Raw genomic sequence first — 19,301 nt, 5'->3', positions numbered from 1 at the left:
AAAAATAACTTAATTATGTATCCAGAATAGCTTAAAATTGACTTTTGGTCAAAAGGCAAAAGGGGCAAAAATGGCGCTTATTCAACGATTTGTTCAACCATTTTGGTCAAATTAACCCCACGTGAAGCCTTTACCAAGACCAGGGACTGGTCATGCTCGCCCAGCATGGTTTTAAGCACTGTGGTGGCCTCTTGCCAGTCGGCAACCTGAGTGGCCTGCACGCCGCGCGCCAACGAATGGCCCGCCTGCCAGGCAAGCTCGCCAACTAAAATAACGGTTTGTATTGAAGAAAGCCGATTAACTAAACGACCAATTTGACGGTGCCAATAAACCTGTTTCTCCCCCAACTCCAACATATTACCAATAACCGCAATTTTGGCACCTGCGGTAGGCATTTGGTCAAAGGCAACCAAGGCGGCCTTCATGCTCTCAGGGTTAGCATTGTAGCAATCACTAATCACACGGCCACGCTTGCCACGAATATCTTTAATTTCAAAGCGGTGGGCAAAGCCTTCGTACTGCTCTATGCCATTGACCACCGCATCCAAAGGAATCTCTAAAAAATAAGCAACGGTACTAGCCGCTAACGCATTATTAACCATGCCCAAATGATTGCCGGGCATAGTAACGGTCACTTTTGCACCATACCATTTCAACACAAACTGGGTTGCCAGCACACCATCGGCACCGGTAACCACACGCACTTTGCGCGCCTGCACTTGGTTTTTTGTTTTAAAACCAAATTTTGCAACCGGATGAGGATAACTAGCATCGGCCAACAAATCTTGATCGCCGCAAATAATGCCAATGTTAGTTGGCGAGAAATACCGAAACATCTTCTTTTTTTCATACGCAATGTCGTGCAATGAACCAAGACCTAGCGCATGCGCATGAGCAATAAACGTAATAACGCCAATGGTTGGGCGCAACAAATCAATTTGCGATTCAATCTCGCCTTTATCGTTAATGCCCACTTCAAAGACGGCTACCTTGTGTTCACGCTGCACGTGTGACAAATTAAGCGCAATGCCCAACAACGTATTTTGATTGCCATAAGAAACAGCAGCAGGCACGCCGGCATGGCGCAACATTGAGCGCAGCATCTCTTTGGTCGACGTTTTGCCAACCGAACCGGTAATCCCAACAAGTGGAATAGTAAGTTGCGCGCGCCACGCTTTTGCCAATGCTATCATTGCTTGTTGCGTGTCGGCAGCAATAATAATAACTAAGCGCTCTTTAACACGCTCGCTCAACGCTTCCAGTACCGCACGCTTGCTAATCAAAAGCCCCCACGCACCATTACCGATTGCTTGATCTATAAAATCATGGCCATCAACGCGGTTGCCCGACAAGGCAACAAACAATTGGTTTTCTTGCTTGGAACGACTATCAATTGAAAAAGAAATATCCCCTTCAACACAAGCCTGTCTGCCAACATATACTGATGCATCGCCAAGCGTTTCGCATAAAAAATCTTTACTAACCCACATGCCCTAAATCTTTCGTGAACAGGTATCTCCATCATCCTGCGCAATCAAAATAACCACGCACACACTGGCAAAATTTACTTTTTTTCTCATGTTTGTCAAGATTTACTTAAAAATCTGACAACTTCTTGACCGTTGAAAATTTTTTGAGAAAAAGCAAAACTACGCTGCCTATCAGCTTTATACGAAATAGCCTTGGATTATACGCTATTTACACAGCACTAGCAAAGGAAAGTGCGCGTTTCAGCAAAAATCTTGACTTCCCAGACCCTCTAGCGTACTTTTTAACCATGACAAAGCAAAAGTATCCGTCTTTTTTAACCATAAACCACCCAAAGTATCCGTCTTTTTTAACCATGGCTCTCATTTTGCCCAGGAAAAACCAATGAAACGCGTCATCGATTTTTATCTCAAAGAATGGAAAATATCTCCCTACCGCAAACCCCTGCTGCTCCGCGGTGCCCGCCAAGTAGGCAAAACGTACGCCATTCAACAGCTTGGGAAATCGTTCGACAATATTCTTGAGGTCAATTTTGAAACAGACGATCAGTTCAAAAATATTTTTGATCACGACCTAGACCCACACCGCATTGCACGCGACCTTGCGCTGCATCTGGGCACCACCATAACTCCTGGCTCAACACTTATTTTTTTGGATGAAATTCAAACGGTCCCACGAGCATTAACAGCCTTGCGTTATTTTTACGAAAAATTTCCAGAGCAACACATTATCGCCGCCGGCTCGTTACTCGACTTTGCCCTCAAAGAAGTGGGTATTCCGGTGGGTCGCGTTTCGTCACTCTACGTCCACCCGTTATCATTTTTCGAATTTTTATGCGCCACTAACCACACAGTTCTAGCCCAAGCAATTTTAGAAAGTTCTCTAGACAACCCTTTTAGCCAAACAATTCATGAAAAACTTTTGACACTTGTTGGCCACTACCTTGCTATTGGCGGCATGCCAGAAGCGATAGCGCGTTGGGCAAGCAACCAAGATCCGCAAGCGTGCGTTGAAGTACACCGCGCATTAATTGATACCTACCGGCAAGACTTCAACAAATACGCCAATAAATTTCAACTAAACTACATAAATCTCGTCTTCAACGCTGTTCCCCGCCAAATCGGTTCAAAGTTTAAATACAGTTTAATCGAGGGCGACTACCGCAAACGAGAACTTGCACCATGTCTTGATCTGCTGTGCACAGCGGGCATTGCGCATACGATTTGTCACAGTGCTGGCAACGGCGTTCCACTGGGCGCCGAAGCTGACCTGAGCGATTATAAAACACTATTTTTAGATGTAGCGCTGTGTCAGACCGTTTTGGGGCTCAACCTTAAAGGGTGGTTTTTACAGCCACAACAAGAATTTATTAACAAAGGTCCGTTGGTAGAAGCGTTTATTGGGCAAGAATTACTCGCACACGCCCACCCAACTCAAAAATCGAACCTTTATTACTGGCGACGCAACACCAAAGGAAGCGAAGCAGAAGTTGATTATCTCATGCAAGACAACGGACAAATAATCCCGATTGAAGTCAAGAGCGGCATGGGCAGCACACTCAAAAGTATGCGCATGTTTTTAGACAGCCATCCACAATCTCCCTACGGCATTCGCTTTTCAACCAACAACTATTCTCAGCACGAAAAAATTATGTCGTGGCCACTCTACGCCATTGCCGGCGCTTTACTAAAAAGCCAACCAGAAACACGAGCCAGCTATGAAAGTATTCTTTAACGAATTACTTTGCGCGGCTTACTACCTTGTGCCGGCGCAATTAAACCACTCATTTCAAGCTGTTCAATAATGCGCGCCGACCGATTAAAACCAATACGATAACGGCGCTGCAGCATAGAAATGGAAATCTCATTAGTTGTCTTTAAAAAGTCGATAATCTCTGGGAACAACTCATCTTCAGCATCGCCACGCCCATCGCTATTTTCAACTTCCAAAACCTCGTGCAAGTTTAGATAGTGCACCTTGCGTTGCTCACGCAAAAACGCAGCCAGCTTTTGAATCTCTTGGTCAGAAATGTACGACGCATGCACACGTTTCAGATTTGTTGAAGCAGAACTCATAAACAACAAGTCACCCCGACCCAATAATTTTTCAGCACCGCCCTGGTCCAAAATAGTACGTGAGTCAACCTTTGAAGAAACACGAAAAGCAACGCGGCTTGGAAAGTTAACTTTAATCAGACCAGTCACCACATCAACCGATGGTCGCTGCGTTGCAACAATCATATGAATGCCAGAAGCTCGCGCCATTTGCGCAATACGCACAATGTGCGTTTCAACATCTTTGCCGGCAACAATCATTAAATCTGCCAACTCATCAATCATGACCACAATAAACGGCATTGGTTTAAGCAAATGCCCTTCTTGGTCGCGCATGCCGTGCGTAACCGCACGTTGATACTCAAGTACGTTACGCACACCAATCCCCGCCATGCGTTCATAGCGCTCTTCCATTTCTTGCACCACCCATTTTAAAACACCGGTAGCACGAGCTGGGTTGGTAACAATGGGAAACAGCAAATGTGGAATATCGGCGTACGGCGTAAACTCAAGACGTTTTGGATCAACTAAAATTAAGCGCAACTGGTCTGGCGTGCATTTGCACAATAAACTTGCCAACATTGCATTCAAACCAACCGATTTACCAGAACCAGTAGTCCCACCAACTAGCAAGTGCGGCATCTTGGCCAAATCTACAATGACCGGCGTTTTAACAACGTCCACGCCCAAAATTAACGGGAGCTCACCCTGAAAGTTTTCAAAGTCTGCCGAGCGCACCACATCAGAAAAATAAACGTTTTCGCGCGTTGGGTTGGCAATTTCAAAACCAACAGCATTCTTGCCCGGAATCGGCGCAATGGTTCTAATGCTCAATGCTGAAAGCGCCATGGCCAAGTCATCTTCAAGTGCGGTAATTTTACTAATTTTACTATCAATTTCTGGCTGATATTCAAACAGCGTGATCACCGGACCCGGCTTAATGTTGGTCACGCGGCCCTTTACGCCAAAATGTTGAAGCTTCTCTTCAAGTTTTTTTCCACGCGCTAACGCATCATCGTGCATGCGTTGCTCAAGTTGCGTGTCGGCTTGCGTGTCAAAAAGTTCAAGTTCGGGCAACGCAAATCTTTTTTGTTGCAACAGCTGCGCTTGCTTGTAAAGAGCAGCTTGATCAAACACGCGCGCATACGCCGTCGGCTCACCTGCAAACATATTTTTTTGAGCTACAGAATTTGGCAACAATAAGCGCTCGCGAAGCGGCGTTTCTGCTGCGTGACGCACAAATGTTCTGATTGTTTTGTTAGCAAATTTTTTTATCAACCCTTCGAGACGCCCTGCGGGCTCCTCAGGGAGAACGGAAAGAATATCTGCCCGTGAATCTCCAACCAATCCAGGCACTGCACCGTCCCACTCGTACGAATTTACATAATCAGAAGCATCTGCCGACTGCTCAACATCCCCCGCTCTCCCTGAGGAGCTCGAAGAGCGTCTCGAAGGGTCAACCTCGCCACTTACCAACGGCACCACAAAACCATCACTATACTGCGGCGCAAAAAGATCTTCAGGCGCAAACGCCTCATTCTCTTCACGATACTTTTTACCGCGCGCAAAAAGCGTACTAAAAACCCAACAGGTATTTGTTACAAGCCAACGCGTTGCAACACTCACTGCAATGATCGTATTTTTAAGGGCCCAGTAGCTGTACTGCGCCACATTATTCAGCACACTCAAAAGCGAAACTTGGCCAATAGTTGAAATGCTTACCCACAACAGAGACCACAAAATAATAGCCGTACCGCCATAGCCAAAGGGAAACTCAAGCAACTTGCACACAGCATAACCCAGCAAGCCACCGGCATAACTGTTGGTAATATCAAAACCATAGCGGTTGCACAAGCCCGCACTGGTAATCAGCATCATGGGCAAAAAGATGCACCGAATACGCGTAGTGCACACAGAACCGTGCACCAAAAAGAGATAGGCAGGTATCATAACGCATACCAACAAAACGTACACCGCTGAACCAAAAAAATAGACGAGCAATGCTGCCACGTTGGCGCCAACAATGCCCGCCCAATTTGTTGCTTGACCAATGCGAGCACCCGCATTAAGTAAATGAGGGTCGCTTGGATTGTGAGAAAAAAGCGCCAGTGCTAAAAAAATAAACAAACCGGTTAAACCAACACCAACCACTTCCTTTTGATACCATGTCGCTTTTTTTCCCGCGCTGGCTTGAAACCGCTGTTTTTGCCGATCCAAAAAATCGCGCATGCTGACTCGTCTAAATTTTTTCTTGCGCCACATAGCATCCCCTCTCCACAAAAAATGATTGCCTACTTCCCTTGTTGTTAAGCATACCGCTTTTGTTAAAAATTTTTCAACTTTTTAAAATTTCTAACAAAAATTATTTTTGCAGACTATTCTTTTCAACAATAGTTTTCATCAAATTGCAATAGTTACTAACTCGCTGAACAAATGGCTCCATAGCCTCAGGCTCCTGCTGGCCAATGCTGTTTTTTATTGAAAGCATCAACAGCGCCTGCTCGCCAAGTTGCGGCGTCAGCAAACCCGCGTGCACTGCCATGCGCACCACATCACGCATACTTTTTGGCCGCGCCAGCATTCCTGGCTTTTGCACACACACCGCCAAGTAGCCACTCAATTCATCAACACAATATTCAAAGCGCTTAGTAAGCGAATCGTGCATCATGGTAGCAAGTTTCTTGTAGCGAGCCTGATCCTTTTGGTCGCACCACTCACTCACATGATTAATATCATACAAAGCCTCTTCCAACGCTTTAAGTTTTTCATGCAACCGTTGCTGGTGCCGGCATGCTATTGTTTCCATACCACAAAACCCTTTTTTACTTCTTGTACTACATCATCATACTCATCATTAAGGTCTGCCAACTCAATGCAATAGGGAATTGTTGACTCGTGAAGATCTTCCAAAATATTGCCCAGCACCGCGATATCAATTTCTTGCTCGCGATCATCAAGAGCAACCTCAATTGGCATGGGCAAGTAGCCCTGAGTCTTGGCCCACGGACCATACAAATAAATAGAACACACCGGAAGGTGTTTGGAAATAATGGCAACAAGCCTATCTTTGTACTGTTCTTCAATCATAAAACGCTCCTTTCGTTTATTGAGAAATTGAGTATAGCACAATCAAAATGGGCAACAGTAGATATCCTGAAAACAGCCACAATAACCGCCGCTCTGCCAGCCACCAGGCACACCAGAGTGCCCCGTAGCCCACCACCGTGGCACCGGCAACCACAAGCATGGTTGTTGGTTGCAAAATTAACGACCAACCGTTTTGCATACATGCCCCGCCAATCCCAAAAACAACAAACGCTGCAATCACTACCGGCAGCTCAAGCAAAAAACAAACCTGAAATGCACGCCGCTGAGTAAAGCCAAGCCAACGAGCAGCCGCGTAGGTGCTGGCAAAACGCGAGATGCCGGGAAGTAAGGCAAGGCCTTGCACCAGGCCAAGGATTGCATACGTACTCCAGCTTACTGTTTTCTGAGATCCCTTATCCTTCGACCCTTCGACAAGCTCAGGGCTCAGGACGTACGGGATCTTAGGACAACCGTACTTTAACAAAATATCTCTACGCCCTGCATTTTCTAGCACAGTATTTTTTGATTCTTCCTGAATGTTAGCAGGATCTGTGTTTTGCCCCGCCCACCCTGAGCCTGTCGAAGGGCGAAGGGGCAAGTGAAACGTCTCAGCAGACTCTGAGCTTTCTCGCTCATCCCGTTCGCCCTGAGGAACAACTCGCAGAGTTGTGTCTCGAAGGGAACGCAGCAAAAACAACACCCCTGCCGTCACACACAAACCAACCAGCATGGTTGCATCATGCGCCAGCAGGGCATTATTTTTTAACAGTATCTTAAACAAACCAAAAAAAATACCGGTAATCACACTTGAACAAAACAAAAAAGAAACCAGGCGCGCAAGCACGCGCACAAACGCACGCTCGCTCTCGCGCACGCGCGCACCACACACGTACGCACGCGCAATGCGCACCACGCGCCGCACCCAGTGCACCCACGCATGCCGAAAAAAAATTAACACAATCAAAACCATGGGCCCGTGCAGCAGGTGGTCTAAAAAATTGGGAACTGATTGCTCAAGTGCTTGCGCACCAAACAAGAGTGGTGCCAACATAAACACAATACGCACGTGCGAAGAACTGCTAATCGGCCACGATTCGCTGATAATTTGCACAAAGATAATCCAATGGATGAAGTTACTCATCATCACCTCTCACGTAAAAAAAATTTTTAAAAAATTTTCTATGCACATCATAACCAAAAAAAAATTTTCAACTTTCCAGACGTCTCTCATTTTTTTTAAAACCGTGTACGTTTGAAATTAAAAAAACATGAAATTTTAATTTCAAGAATAGCGATAACTAGGCCTATTCGAGCTTTCTATGAAAAAATACTTGATATATTAGTTGAGGATCGTTAGTCTATCAACATGAGATTGTGAGATAGTAAAATGGGTACTGCAAGAAGATACAGGCCCAGTCAAGCAAATCACAAACTCTAAGTCAACACACACACGTTAAACGCACGCGCCATGCTATAGTTTCTACGTGAGTTGGAGTTAGAAGATTTATGAAGGTAGTCAATGAAGAAAGGAGGGAGCTCTAGAAAAAAATGTTGTTGATGAACGTTTTTGCCAACGTCATCAATTACTTCTACCAAGCAATTCACGCAAACGTTCTTGTTCAACAAAACGTTACAACGTTAAATTAACAAATTTGTGGAGAAGATGAGTATGAACAAATTAATGAGAAATTGTCTCTTGATTACTGCATTGGCAGTAGTTTCTAACGTACAAGCAGACGGTGATTCACACAATCAAACATTTTTAAACCCACGTTCACACGGCGTAAATCTTGCGCTTGAAAACGTGAACGGCTGGCAAAAACTTATTCACCGCAAAGGTGCCGACGATACATTTGGCGGTAACTTTCAGGTGATTGGTTATTACATGGCTTCAACTGATGAAGATGAGTTGGGCGAATATTTTGCACCAGAAACATCCCCAGCTGCAAACACACTCAGAGATAACCGCTTCAACTTTGGTTCAGTTGCTAACGCAACAAATAACGGTAACACCGTAGCTGATCAAACATTAAACTTCCGTCAATTTGTACACCAAGCAGCTGAGCTTGCAAATTTGGGCGAATTGGTCAAAGTTAACCTTCAACCAGAACAACGTGCTTATGGCGTACATTTGAACTATCACCAAGATTTAGACAAAATTCTTAAAGGTCTTTACTTCAAGATCAACGTGCCTATTGTAAACGTTGAAAACAGCATTGATCCAGAATTTACTGCTGGCGCAGTTACTCCAGCTCTTGCTGACGTAAGCGGTACAGTTCCTACTGCATTGGCTGCTTTGCAAGGTTATTTCAACGGTAGTTTTTCAAACACCAACGCAGTAAACGCTCAAGAAGCACTCAAGTTCTTGAAGTTTGGCGCAAACAACAATGAAGACAGCTCAACCGGCGTTGCAGACATCGACTTCATTCTTGGTTACTATTTCTTGTACACCAACAAATACCGCTTGGCAGTAAACCTTGGTGTTACAATCCCAACTGGTGACGACGCAGACAGCAACAAGCTTTTCGAAGCTATTGTTGGTAACGGCGATCATTGGGCATTTGGTGCTGGCCTTGACGGCGGTGCAACAATGTGGCAAAACGGCGATCACAGCTTAACTTTCCACTCAGCAATTAACTACCGTTATTTGTTTGAAGGAACAGAAAGAAGAACACTTGGCTTAAAAGATGCAGCTGGCAAGATTATTCCTTACGGCCATTATAAACTTCTTGGTCAATCAAATGGTGCCGCTGCTCCTTCAACCTTAATTCCTGCAGCTAACAAGCTGACCGTGAACTGCGATGTTACACCAGGCAGCCAACTTGACATGATTGTTGCATTTGCGTACCACTGCTGTGGTTTCACCTTCGACCTTGGTTACAACTTATTCTTCCGTGAAGAAGAAGATGTTGACCGCAAAGGCGCTATTTTTGGTGAACTTGTAAACGCAGCTGGCGCATGGGGTATTGTACATGCAAACCGAAACGTTGCTGGTGGTATTGCAAACGATGGCTCTCACTTCGTTGAGGCAATTACCGACTCCAAGAACGTTACCACCGACAACGCACAAACTCCAGACCAACTTACACACAAAATCTACGCAGGTCTTTCATATGCAACCTACAGCTGGGATGTGCCTCTGTTTGTTGGCCTTCATGGACACTATGAATGGGCTTCAGACAACTCCGGCATTAGCAACTGGGGAATTGGCGGAAAAGCTGGCGTTGCGTTCTAACGCACTCCAAACTCAGTCAATTAAAAAAAAGCCGGTCTTCTCGACCGGCTTTTTTTATTTAACACAACAAAACCTCACAAGCTGTAAGACTTTTAAAAAAATGCACTGTGCTTTGCAAAAGTGTTCTTTAATGCTATATTTTTCGAACCAAAAAGCATCAACAATAGCAGCCCAGAAATCGAGGAAGTGAAACGTGAGCGTTAAAAAAAAACAATTAAGCAACACAGCACATTACGCATCATTTCTTGAGCAATTAAAAAATAGAGTTAGTCAGGCACAACTCAAAGCATCGTTGGCGGTTAACAGCGAGCTAATTCAACTTTATTGGGATATGGGAAAATCTATTGTTGAGAAACAAGAGCAGGATGGATGGCGCGCACAAACAATAGAAAAGCTGGCCAAAGACCTACAAAATGCTTTTCCAGGAATGCAGGGCTTTTCCCAAACAAATATCTTTAGAATGAGAGCTTTCTACCTAGCTTATGGTAAAGTCCCACAGGCTGTGGGACTCGTAAATGAGCTGCCAGTAGCCAAAATCCCATGGGGACACAATATTTTGATCATCGAAAAATGTAAAGATTATCAAGAGCGTTTGTGGTACGCAAAACAAACTATAGACAACGGCCTCAGCAGATCAGCACTTGAGGACTGGATAAAGTCAAAATCTTACAAACGACATGGCAAGGCAATTACCAATTTTTCTGATCGACTACCAGCACCTCAATCTCAATTGGCTCAAGAAATGCTTAAAGATCCGTACAATTTTGATTTTCTCACGCTAGAGGCAGATTATCTTGAAACAAAATTAGAACAAGGACTTGTTGATAATATTCAAAAGTTACTCTTGGAACTTGGCAAAGGTTTTGCATTTATTGGCAGACAGCATCACCTTGAAATCGCCGGTGATGATTACTACCTTGACCTTCTCTTTTACCACACCAAGCTCCATTGCTACTGCGTGATTGAACTTAAAAATACCGACTTTAAACCAGAATACGCGGGCAAACTGAACTTTTATCTTTCTGCCGTTGATGATCTTTTAAAGCAAAAAAATGATAACCCATCCATTGGTATTTTATTATGCAAGACCAAGAAAAAACTTAAGGTTGAATACGCACTTCGTGATATCAATAAGCCAATAGGCGTTTCTGACTATGTAACCAAGGCTCTTGAAAACCTGCCAAAAAAACTGCAAAGCAGCTTGCCAACAATTCAGGATATCGAAGCTGAACTTATGTCAGGCACAAAAAAAACCACCCGCAAATCGGTCGTTGCTCAAAAAACTAAAACTGTCACAAAAAAAGCATCCGCTCGTAAATCAAAGAAATAACAACACCTTTCCAAAGGGTTTTCCAAAATACTTCCCTTCCCCACCCCCACCATGCTAGCTTTGCAGATAGCGTAGTTGAGTGAAGGTCATTCAAATTTGGAGAAGATGGTATGAAGAAATTAATCAGAAACAGTCTTTTAATTACCGCACTGGCAGTAATAGCCAACGTGCAGGCAGATGGTGACGCACACAATCAAACGTATTTAAACCCGCGCTCACACGGCGTTAACCTTGCGCTAGAAAATGTGAACAGCTGGCAAAAAATGGTTCACCGCACCGGCGCTAACAAAAAATTTAATGGAAATTTGCAGGTAATTGGTTATTACCAAGCATCAAGTGACAGTGAAGAAATTGGTGAATATTTTGCACCAGCAACCAACCCAACCACCAACTCACTCAAAGATAATCACTTCAACTTTGGTTCCAATGCTGGCAACAACGCTGCAGCAAACGAAACGTTAAACTACCGAAACTTCGTACATCAAAGTGCCAACATCACCGGCGCAGACACTGAATTGGTAAAACTCGCTTTCAATCCAAAACACCGTTCATTTGGCGTAACTTTACACCATCACCAAGATTTAGACAAACTGTGCAAAGGTCTTTATTTCAAACTCAACGTGCCATTTGTTAACGTTGCAACACGCATTGATGCAGACTTTACTGAACAATATAATGCAACAACTATTAACTTTGGTACCCCAGTTGCTGCCACTTCGGTTACCAACGCATTAAAAACGTACTTTGATGGCACCGGCGCCAACACCACGGCGGCAGACACGCAAGCAGCATTGCAATTTTTAAAATTTGGAAACATTAATAACGAAGACCATTCAAGCGGCTTGGCAGACATCGACTTCATACTTGGTTATTATTTTTGGTACAAAGACACATCGCGCGTAGCACTCAATCTTGGGTTAACTATCCCAACCGGCGATGAAGTAAAAAGTACTAAACTTTTTGAAGCAATTGTTGGCAACGGCGCGCACTGGGCTTTTGGTGCCGGCCTTGACGGTAGCGCTACCATGTGGCAAAAAAATCATCATGAACTCAGCATGCACGCCGCATTAAACTACCGCTACTTATTTGAAAATACTGAATACAGAACGCTTGGCTTAAAAGGTACGGACGGCACAATAATTCCGTGGGGCCACTACCAACTGGTGGGTCAAATTACCGGCGCTGCAACAACCTTAATTCCCGCAGCCAACAAATTAACCGTTGCATGTGATGTTACACCAGGCAGTCAACTTGATGGTATTCTTGGTTTTGCCTACCACAACCGCGGCTTCACAATTGATCTTGGCTACAATTTATATTATCGCACCCAAGAAGATGTTGACCGCAAAGGCAAGACACCAATTTTTGGCGAACTTGTTGGCGTAGTTGGCGCATGGGGCATTGTAACTCCTGCAGCTACTGCAAACAATACTGGTATTAATGCCGGAGAAATTCAAGTACCACTGACCGACAGCAACATCACAACTGACAATGCAAAAACACCATCACAACTTTCGCATAAAATTTATGCAGGGCTTGCGTACGCCGCTCAGGGCTGGGATGTGCCACTCTTTATTGGTATCAACACACATTATGAATGGGCGTCAGACAATGCAGCACTGAGCAACTGGGGAATTGGCGCCAAGGCTGGCATTGGGTTTTAGTCCCTCGATACACCCGACTTTGCATAAATGCTTCGCCAGGCACTCGGGATGAACTTTCTCAAAATACTTCCGTTCCCAGCATCTACCATGTTAGCTTTGCTGGTAGCGTAGTTTTTGAAAAAAAATCCAAAAAAAGGAGATAAAAGAATGTCACGTTCCATAACACAGTCTCCAGGCTTGCGTACCTCGCTGGTACTGGTAATCCTGCTCTTGTCTAGCCCAACAACCGCTTTTGCTGCCGACGCCGGGCTTTCTGCAGAGCAAGAGCTTTCTCCAGAGCAAACGGTTGAAACAACAGTACTGCCAGACATTACTCAAGTACCACAAGAACAACTACAACAAGAACAACCACTGCAGCAATCACCACAGCCGCAACTCAAAGAAAAAAAGCAAAAAGATAAACAGCCCAAACCAAAAGCCATACCACCCCGCTTTCTCAAACTGTTGCGCAAAGAAATCAACCGCACCGTTCAAGAAGCACAACAAGAAGAAACAAAAGCTCCTGGGCAGCGCCGCAAACGCAGCAAATCAATGGAAGTTCAAAAAAATAAAAGACATGTTGGCGGCCGTAACCGCAAACGCAAAGCTCGTGAACGCAGCAAACAAACCAGAAAACCAAAAGTTTTACACAAACAAGCAGCTCAAGAAAAAATGCAACAACTCGAAAAGCATCACAATCAATCTCCAATCGTTGTCCAAAGACACAAGAAACGAACACGACCACACATGCAACAAAAAAAATTGGGTCTCCCAACAAAAAACATTCGGCAAAAACTCGACCGCAAACGCGAGCGCATAGCCAAAAATGTTGCAACAAATGAATATCGCAAAGAACTTGAAGCAAAAAAAATTGCCGGCACACTCACACAAGAAGAAGCAACAATGCTTGAAGTTTTAGAAAAAGAACGAGAAACAAAAAAACGCATCAGAGAACTCTTACTCAAAGATCCAAAAACACTTACACCACAAGAACGCCGCGAACTCATGGAGCACGAACGCGCACAACGCCTAAAACGTAACGCTCTACGCTCTGAGGCGGCCAAGCATGCTCAGGGTAAGAAAAAACAACGACTCATCAACATGGGCAAGTACAAGAAAAGAAATGTTGGTAACCTAAAAATTGTTAAAGAACAAAAAGCTGGTCATAAAAAACCAAAAATTAAACAGGGGAAAAAAGCAAAAAAGAAACAAGGTAAAACCCTTCGACAAGCTCCCGGCTTCGCCAAGGCTACGACGGGCAGGCAGGGCAAGCGGGATAAACGACAAATGGGACCACGTGGCGTTATGATGCCACCACCGCCATTCCCAGGCGGGCCAGAAGCAAACTTTGCACCACTGCCTGGCGGCCCAGCAATGGAATTTGCCCCAGAACAAGCAATGGCCTACCCACAAGATGCGCAAGCACCACTAACGCCAGCAGAAGAAGCACAGTACCAACAATATCTTACCGACCAACAACAAAAACAACAGGAACCGGCACAACCAGAACTTGAACAAGCAGACCAAAACCAACCAGTAATGCCTGCTCAAGCACCGCAACAAGACACGCAAGCACCGTTAACAGCAGAAGAGCAAGCTCTGTACCAACAATATCTTGCAGCGCAACAACAACCAGCACAACAAGCGCCAGATCAACAAGCACCGTTGTCGCCAGAAGAAGAAGCAATGTACCAACAATATCTGGCAGCACAACAACAAGGCCAAGCACCCGCACAACAACCTCAATTTGAACAACCAGCTGCAGACCAAGCTCCACAACCAGCACCATCACGCAGAAATGTTAATCAAGGGCTTCCACCTGGGCGCTTAACAGAACGCGCAGTTGCAGCAGACGTGCCAGAAGGACCTGATGGCAGAGACATTGTACAAGCAACGCCGCCAGGGGATTAAACGCTGAACCTTTCTAAACACTCACGGAAAAGAGCCGGGCCTTCTGCCTGGCTCTTTTTTTTGCCCTTAGATACATTCTGCTACGCAGAACACTCTCGAGCGCGCGTAAGATTTATCGAGGGATACTGCCCACTTCTTGCCAACCAACAACAGTGCCACCAGACCGCTCATGCCTTTGCGTGCCGGTATACACAACATATCCCAGCGCCGGATCAACCTCGGCCAGTGTGCACCAAAATTTAAGGTTATCAAAAAAACGCTGATTAACTGTTGCGCCAGATTTAATTTCAACAGGCACAAGATCAACGCCATAATCCAAAAGACAGTCAACTTCATGACCATGACTGTCGCGCCAAAAATAGACACTTGGTTCCTGGCCCTTGTTAAAAAAAGCTTTGTAAAATTCTGCAATAACAAACGATTCCATCAGCCCACCACGCAGATAATGATCATGAAGCTGCTCTGACGAACCAATTTTTAAAAGCCAGCACGCAAGGCCGGTATCGTAAAAATAAAGCTTGGGCGATTTGATAAGCCGCTTACTAAAATTTTTAAAATGAGGCTGCAATAAAAAAACTACATAACTCGCTTCAAGAATTGAAATCCAAGAATTCACAGTTGGCACACTCACATTGCAATCATCTGCCAACGAAGTAGCGTTAAAAATCTGTCCAATGCGGCCAGCACACAAACGCATAAACCGCTGAAATTCACTCAGCTTTGCCACATTAATCAGCTGCCTCACATCACGCTCAACATATGTTTTGGTGTACTGCGGATAAAACTCCGCAGGAGTCATGTTGCGCGAAAATATGTTAGGATAACCACCGTTAAATAGTGCTGTATCAATATTTTCTGGCGATAAGCTACTGTGTTGCAACTCTTGAGCTGCCAGCGGCAAAAGTGTAAGCAGCGCAACACGACCGGCCAGCGACTGCGTTATTGCTTCACTTGGCCGGCATAGTCTTGACGACGACGGCTTCATAAGAAAGTTTTGCGAACCCGTCAAAATAAAATAACCAGGTCGATAGTTGGCATCAACAATACCTTGCATGTACGACAACAATGTCGGCTCATTCTGAAACTCATCAATTATGATCCCGGGCGTTCCATAATTGCGTTCTAAAAAATCACGCGGGTCATTGCGCACTGCTTCCAAGGTGTCCGGATCTTCCAACGAAAAGTAGCGGTGCTGCCAAAACACCTCTTTAGTCAAGGTGGTCTTGCCCGCTTGCCGCGGCCCAACAACGGCAACAACGCCAAACTTTGAAGCATAATGCAGCAAAACTGGCTTTAATTTTCTTTCAATAAACATACTTTTCCTCTCTAAAATCGATATACACCTGTGTAAAACTATAACTCGACTTACAGAATTACACAAGTTGTTTAATAACCACGTCCCAGTCGACTTATTCAGGCCGGCACTTCTTTTTAAGAAAATTTTCCGAAGGGCTTGCGTTTTTTATTTTGTCCTTGTAAATTGTAATGTTGATTTAAAAATTGCAGGGACAGGGGCCTAAATAACGCACTTTTTTGCAAAAATTGGAGAAAGCCATGAACAGAAAGTATTTTCTTGAAGAGATCGCCTTTCAGTACAAAATCCACTCCGTCTGCGGGCTGCTGGGGCCACGTCAGGTTGGCAAAACCACACTTGCCAAACAATACGCCGCACAATACCAAAATGTTCATTTTCTCGACCTGGAAAACCCCTTTGACTTGGCGCGGCTGGAAAACCCGATGCTCACGCTTTCTAACATTAACAGCGAACTGATTGTGATCGACGAGATCCAGCGCCGCCCAGACCTCTTTCCCGTACTGCGGGTGCTGGTTGACGAAAAGCCACGAAAGTTTTTAATCTTGGGCAGCGCCTCGCGTGACTTGCTCCAGCAATCATCTGAAACGCTGGCGGGCAGAATTGGGTACCTTGAACTCACGCCATTCGATATTTCTGAAACAAAAGAATATAACAAGCTCTGGCTGCGCGGGGGCTTTCCTCTTTCGTACCTTGCCAACTCAGAAAAAGAAAGCTATGCCTGGCGGCAAGCATATATTTCAACGTTTATGGAGCGCGATATCCCCAACCTTGGCTTCAATATTCCGCCAACACAAATGCGGCGCTTGTGGATGATGCTGGCACACAATCACGGTAATATTTTTAACGGATCTCAACTTGGCGCTTCGCTGGGCATTACACATTACCTTGTCCGTCAGTACGTCGAAATTTTGGCCGGCACGTTTATGGTCCGCATCTTGAACCCATGGTTTGAAAATACCCAAAAACGGCAGGTTAAATCACCAAAAGTTTATCTACGCGACAGTGGCTTGCTGCATGCACTTTTGGGCATTCAAGATGAGGCCGGGCTGCACGTTTACCCGCGCCTTGGCGCTTCATGGGAAGGTTTTGCGTTGGAAGAAATTATCAAAACATATCATGCGCAGCCTGAAGAATGCTTTTTTTGGGCAACGCAAAGTGGTGCCGAGCTTGATCTTTTAATCATTAAAGATGGTAAGCGCCTCGGCTTTGAAATTAAATATACCGACTCACCAAAAGTTACCAAATCGATGTCAATTGCGTTGGAAGATCTCAACTTGGACCATTTGTACCTGGTGCACCCGCACAATACAACCTTTCCACTTGCTGACAAAATTACAGCACAAGGAATTAGCAGCCTGGTTAAGCATTAATTTTTGAATCAAGCAGCCTGTTGGTTATTTTTTAGCTTCCTGTTATGCTGAGCCCAAAGACTTTTTTTAATGAAAAAACAATATGAAACCAGAAGCAAGGAACCTGATATGTTTTTTTTAGATCCAATGATCGATATTGCCTTTAAAAAACTTTTTGGTGATCAAGCAAAACAAGAGATTGTAATAAGCTTTTTGAATAGCGTTTTGGGGTGCAAAGAGGGAGAAAAGATTGTTAAGGTGGTAATTACTGATCCCTACAATACTCCGGACACAAAATGGCTCAAAACAAGCATTGTTGATGTTCGCTGCGTTGATCAAAGCGGTAAACATTACGTTATTGAGCTGCAAGTTGAAAGCCAAGATGATTATCCCGAACGAAGCCAATATTATGCAGCGCTGGCCATGGCTCGACAACTTAAAATTGGTGGAGAATATGAAAGCGTTATGCCGGTAATTTTTATTGGCGTTCTTGATTTTAATATTTTCGAAGATGCCGAATACCTGACACATCATAAAATTCTTAATACCAAAACACACACACACTCGTTGCGCCACCTAGAATTTCATTTCATTGAACTACGAAAATTTAACAAAACCTTGGAAGATCTTGATAATCTCGTTGATAAATGGATTTATCTTTTAAAAAATGCCTCAACCTTAAACACCATTCCAAAGCAATTTAAAAGCACCGTCGCTTTGAAAGAAGCAATGGAAGTGCTGGAAGAAGGAAACATGTCGCCAGAAGAACTTAGCGCATATGATCATTTTATTGATGCGCGACGAGTGGCAAAAAGTATTAAAAAAACACAAATCCGACATGGTATGAGACAGGGTATAAAGAAAACACAGCGTTCCATAGCGCTCAATTTATTATCACAACTCAGCATTGATCACGTTGCACGTGCTACCGGTTTATCGGTTGATGAAGTTAAAAAAATCAGCGCCTCGCTAGATTCTGTGAAAAAGAAAAAAAACAAAAAAACCTCGCGCTAAATTTTTCCGCACCCTCCTACGCCCTATCCTTCGCTTCATCCTTCGCTAAGATAGCTATGGCCGACAGGCCGGACGACAGGCAGATAGCTATTGACAGGCCGGGGCACAGGCAACCAGAATCACAAGCAGCCTGTTTGTTATTTTTTAGCTTCTTGCTATGCTGATCGAATAAAGTCCGCAGTGCAATGAGCAAAGAAAACGTTATTGAAATAAAAGGAAAAAGCATGAGACAAAAACTGAGTGAACTTTCAACTCAATTTATTGTTGATAAAGCAGGAAAAAAAACTGGCGTTATTTTGGATATGAAGACATTCCAAAACCTTCTTGAAGAAATCGAAGATTTGTACCTAGCAACGTTAGCTCAAGCTGCTTTGCAAGAAAAGGGTGAATGCGTTTCGCAAGAAGAAGTTGAAAAATACTTCAAAAAGTCGAAAAAATCCAAAAAATGAGTAGTTCTATTTCTTTCAAAAATTATCATGTTCAATGGCTTAAAGTTGCACTTAAAGCAATTGAATCTATTCCAAACCAAGAAAGAGCTAAAATTTTGGAGAAGACTAAATTTTTAGCAATAAATCAAGACCAACTTGATATAAAAAAACTCAAAGGCTACAAATCTGTGTACAGAATTAGAAGTGGTGACTACCGCATTGTCATAGAAGTTTCAAAAGAAGAAAAAACAATTTATGTGACAGCAATTGGACATCGCAAACATGTCTATGATTTGGTTAAGAAATTGTTTCTTATCTTTGGCATTAGTTCAATGTTCGGGCTACATTCATAAATTCCTGGGACTTCTAAGTCAGAAAAAGTGGTAATTAATGGCTTCTTCCTACGCCCTCCGTGGCTTTGGAGGACAGGCCAACGCACAAGCAACC

General features: G+C 44.1%; 15 protein-coding genes. 9 read left to right on the top strand and 6 right to left on the bottom strand.

Features of this window, described 5'->3' with window-relative positions; genetic code table 11:
• Nucleotides 1–77 precede the first annotated feature (77 nt).
• Complete coding sequence (gene murF / locus K2W90_03635; GenBank protein MBY0353430.1) at nt 78–1,490, bottom strand: UDP-N-acetylmuramoyl-tripeptide--D-alanyl-D-alanine ligase; 1,413 nt, start codon at nt 1,488–1,490, stop codon at nt 78–80.
• Between the two features lie 382 nt (nt 1,491–1,872).
• Here murF and K2W90_03630 point away from each other — a divergent pair, with 382 nt between their 5' ends.
• Entirely contained in the window at nt 1,873–3,222 is a 1,350-nt protein-coding gene (locus K2W90_03630; protein ID MBY0353429.1) for an AAA family ATPase, read from the top strand.
• Here the strand turns inward: K2W90_03630 and K2W90_03625 are convergent.
• The 4 genes from K2W90_03625 to K2W90_03610 all read right to left on the bottom strand — a co-directional run bounded on the left by K2W90_03625 (nt 3,219) and on the right by K2W90_03610 (nt 7,770).
• Nucleotides 3,219–5,804 carry a DNA translocase FtsK gene (locus K2W90_03625; GenBank protein MBY0353428.1) on the bottom strand — a complete coding sequence of 862 codons (2,586 nt, stop codon included), beginning with the start codon at nt 5,802–5,804 and terminating at the stop codon, nt 3,219–3,221. The two genes, K2W90_03630 and K2W90_03625, sit on opposite strands and share 4 nt — an antisense overlap.
• A gap of 100 nt (nt 5,805–5,904) precedes the next feature.
• Nucleotides 5,905–6,348 (bottom strand): hypothetical protein, encoded by a 444-nt coding sequence (locus K2W90_03620; protein MBY0353427.1) that lies wholly within the window; start codon nt 6,346–6,348, stop codon nt 5,905–5,907.
• On the bottom strand, nt 6,336–6,629 hold the full coding sequence (locus K2W90_03615) for a hypothetical protein (GenBank protein ID MBY0353426.1): 294 nt from the start codon (nt 6,627–6,629) through the stop codon (nt 6,336–6,338). The genes K2W90_03620 and K2W90_03615 overlap by 13 nt, the downstream gene beginning before the upstream one ends.
• Before the next feature lie 16 nt (nt 6,630–6,645).
• Nucleotides 6,646–7,770, bottom strand: a complete 1,125-nt coding sequence (locus tag K2W90_03610; GenBank protein ID MBY0353425.1) for a hypothetical protein — start codon at nt 7,768–7,770, stop codon at nt 6,646–6,648.
• 528 nt (nt 7,771–8,298) lie between these two features.
• On the opposite strand from K2W90_03610, the gene K2W90_03605 reads away from it, so the two are divergent.
• From K2W90_03605 to K2W90_03590, 4 genes are all read left to right on the top strand, one after another.
• Nucleotides 8,299–9,864, top strand: coding sequence for a hypothetical protein (locus K2W90_03605; GenBank protein MBY0353424.1), 1,566 nt, complete (start codon nt 8,299–8,301; stop codon nt 9,862–9,864).
• Between the two features lie 193 nt (nt 9,865–10,057).
• Nucleotides 10,058–11,194, top strand: coding sequence for a PDDEXK nuclease domain-containing protein (locus K2W90_03600; GenBank protein ID MBY0353423.1), 1,137 nt, complete (start codon nt 10,058–10,060; stop codon nt 11,192–11,194).
• Nucleotides 11,195–11,304: 110 nt separating this feature from the next.
• Nucleotides 11,305–12,858 (top strand): hypothetical protein, encoded by a 1,554-nt coding sequence (locus tag K2W90_03595; GenBank protein ID MBY0353422.1) that lies wholly within the window; start codon nt 11,305–11,307, stop codon nt 12,856–12,858.
• A 147-nt stretch (nt 12,859–13,005) separates the two neighbouring features.
• Nucleotides 13,006–14,748, top strand: coding sequence for a hypothetical protein (locus K2W90_03590; GenBank protein MBY0353421.1), 1,743 nt, complete (start codon nt 13,006–13,008; stop codon nt 14,746–14,748).
• A gap of 112 nt (nt 14,749–14,860) precedes the next feature.
• Here the strand turns inward: K2W90_03590 and K2W90_03585 are convergent, their stop codons facing one another.
• Nucleotides 14,861–16,063, bottom strand: coding sequence for an ATP-binding protein (locus tag K2W90_03585; protein MBY0353420.1), 1,203 nt, complete (start codon nt 16,061–16,063; stop codon nt 14,861–14,863).
• A gap of 239 nt (nt 16,064–16,302) precedes the next feature.
• Between K2W90_03585 and K2W90_03580 the strand changes: the two genes are divergently transcribed.
• The 4 genes from K2W90_03580 (at nt 16,303) to K2W90_03565 (ending at nt 19,207) form a co-directional block, all read left to right on the top strand.
• Entirely contained in the window at nt 16,303–17,433 is a 1,131-nt protein-coding gene (locus tag K2W90_03580; protein ID MBY0353419.1) for an ATP-binding protein, read from the top strand.
• 108 nt (nt 17,434–17,541) lie between these two features.
• Nucleotides 17,542–18,426: an Rpn family recombination-promoting nuclease/putative transposase gene (locus tag K2W90_03575; GenBank protein MBY0353418.1), complete on the top strand. Its 885-nt coding sequence runs from the start codon at nt 17,542–17,544 to the stop codon at nt 18,424–18,426.
• A 224-nt stretch (nt 18,427–18,650) separates the two neighbouring features.
• The gene (locus tag K2W90_03570; protein MBY0353417.1) at nt 18,651–18,875 is read left to right on the top strand and encodes a hypothetical protein; all 225 of its coding nucleotides are present in this window, start codon (nt 18,651–18,653) and stop codon (nt 18,873–18,875) included.
• Entirely contained in the window at nt 18,872–19,207 is a 336-nt protein-coding gene (locus tag K2W90_03565; GenBank protein ID MBY0353416.1) for a type II toxin-antitoxin system RelE/ParE family toxin, read from the top strand. Before K2W90_03570 ends, K2W90_03565 begins: the two co-directional genes overlap by 4 nt.
• Nucleotides 19,208–19,301 lie beyond the last annotated feature (94 nt).

The organism is Candidatus Babeliales bacterium (assembly GCA_019749895.1).
Classification (GTDB): domain Bacteria; phylum Babelota; class Babeliae; order Babelales; family RVW-14; genus AaIE-18.
This window is presented reverse-complemented; position numbering and strand designations above follow the sequence as displayed.

What these genes read in the sequence shown, in the direction of transcription:
- K2W90_03575 (MBY0353418.1), top strand. Translation starts at nt 17,542, where the DNA reads ATGTTTTTTTTAGATCCAATGATCGATATTGCCTTTAAAAAACTTTTT.
- K2W90_03580 (MBY0353419.1), top strand. Translation starts at nt 16,303, where the DNA reads ATGAACAGAAAGTATTTTCTTGAAGAGATCGCCTTTCAGTACAAAATC.
- K2W90_03615 (MBY0353426.1), bottom strand. Translation starts at nt 6,629, where the DNA reads ATGATTGAAGAACAGTACAAAGATAGGCTTGTTGCCATTATTTCCAAA.
- K2W90_03585 (MBY0353420.1), bottom strand. Translation starts at nt 16,063, where the DNA reads ATGTTTATTGAAAGAAAATTAAAGCCAGTTTTGCTGCATTATGCTTCA.
- K2W90_03590 (MBY0353421.1), top strand. Translation starts at nt 13,006, where the DNA reads ATGTCACGTTCCATAACACAGTCTCCAGGCTTGCGTACCTCGCTGGTA.
- K2W90_03620 (MBY0353427.1), bottom strand. Translation starts at nt 6,348, where the DNA reads ATGGAAACAATAGCATGCCGGCACCAGCAACGGTTGCATGAAAAACTT.
- K2W90_03625 (MBY0353428.1), bottom strand. Translation starts at nt 5,804, where the DNA reads ATGTGGCGCAAGAAAAAATTTAGACGAGTCAGCATGCGCGATTTTTTG.
- K2W90_03565 (MBY0353416.1), top strand. Translation starts at nt 18,872, where the DNA reads ATGAGTAGTTCTATTTCTTTCAAAAATTATCATGTTCAATGGCTTAAA.
- K2W90_03605 (MBY0353424.1), top strand. Translation starts at nt 8,299, where the DNA reads ATGAACAAATTAATGAGAAATTGTCTCTTGATTACTGCATTGGCAGTA.
- murF (MBY0353430.1), bottom strand. Translation starts at nt 1,490, where the DNA reads ATGTGGGTTAGTAAAGATTTTTTATGCGAAACGCTTGGCGATGCATCA.
- K2W90_03595 (MBY0353422.1), top strand. Translation starts at nt 11,305, where the DNA reads ATGAAGAAATTAATCAGAAACAGTCTTTTAATTACCGCACTGGCAGTA.
- K2W90_03610 (MBY0353425.1), bottom strand. Translation starts at nt 7,770, where the DNA reads ATGAGTAACTTCATCCATTGGATTATCTTTGTGCAAATTATCAGCGAA.
- K2W90_03630 (MBY0353429.1), top strand. Translation starts at nt 1,873, where the DNA reads ATGAAACGCGTCATCGATTTTTATCTCAAAGAATGGAAAATATCTCCC.
- K2W90_03570 (MBY0353417.1), top strand. Translation starts at nt 18,651, where the DNA reads ATGAGACAAAAACTGAGTGAACTTTCAACTCAATTTATTGTTGATAAA.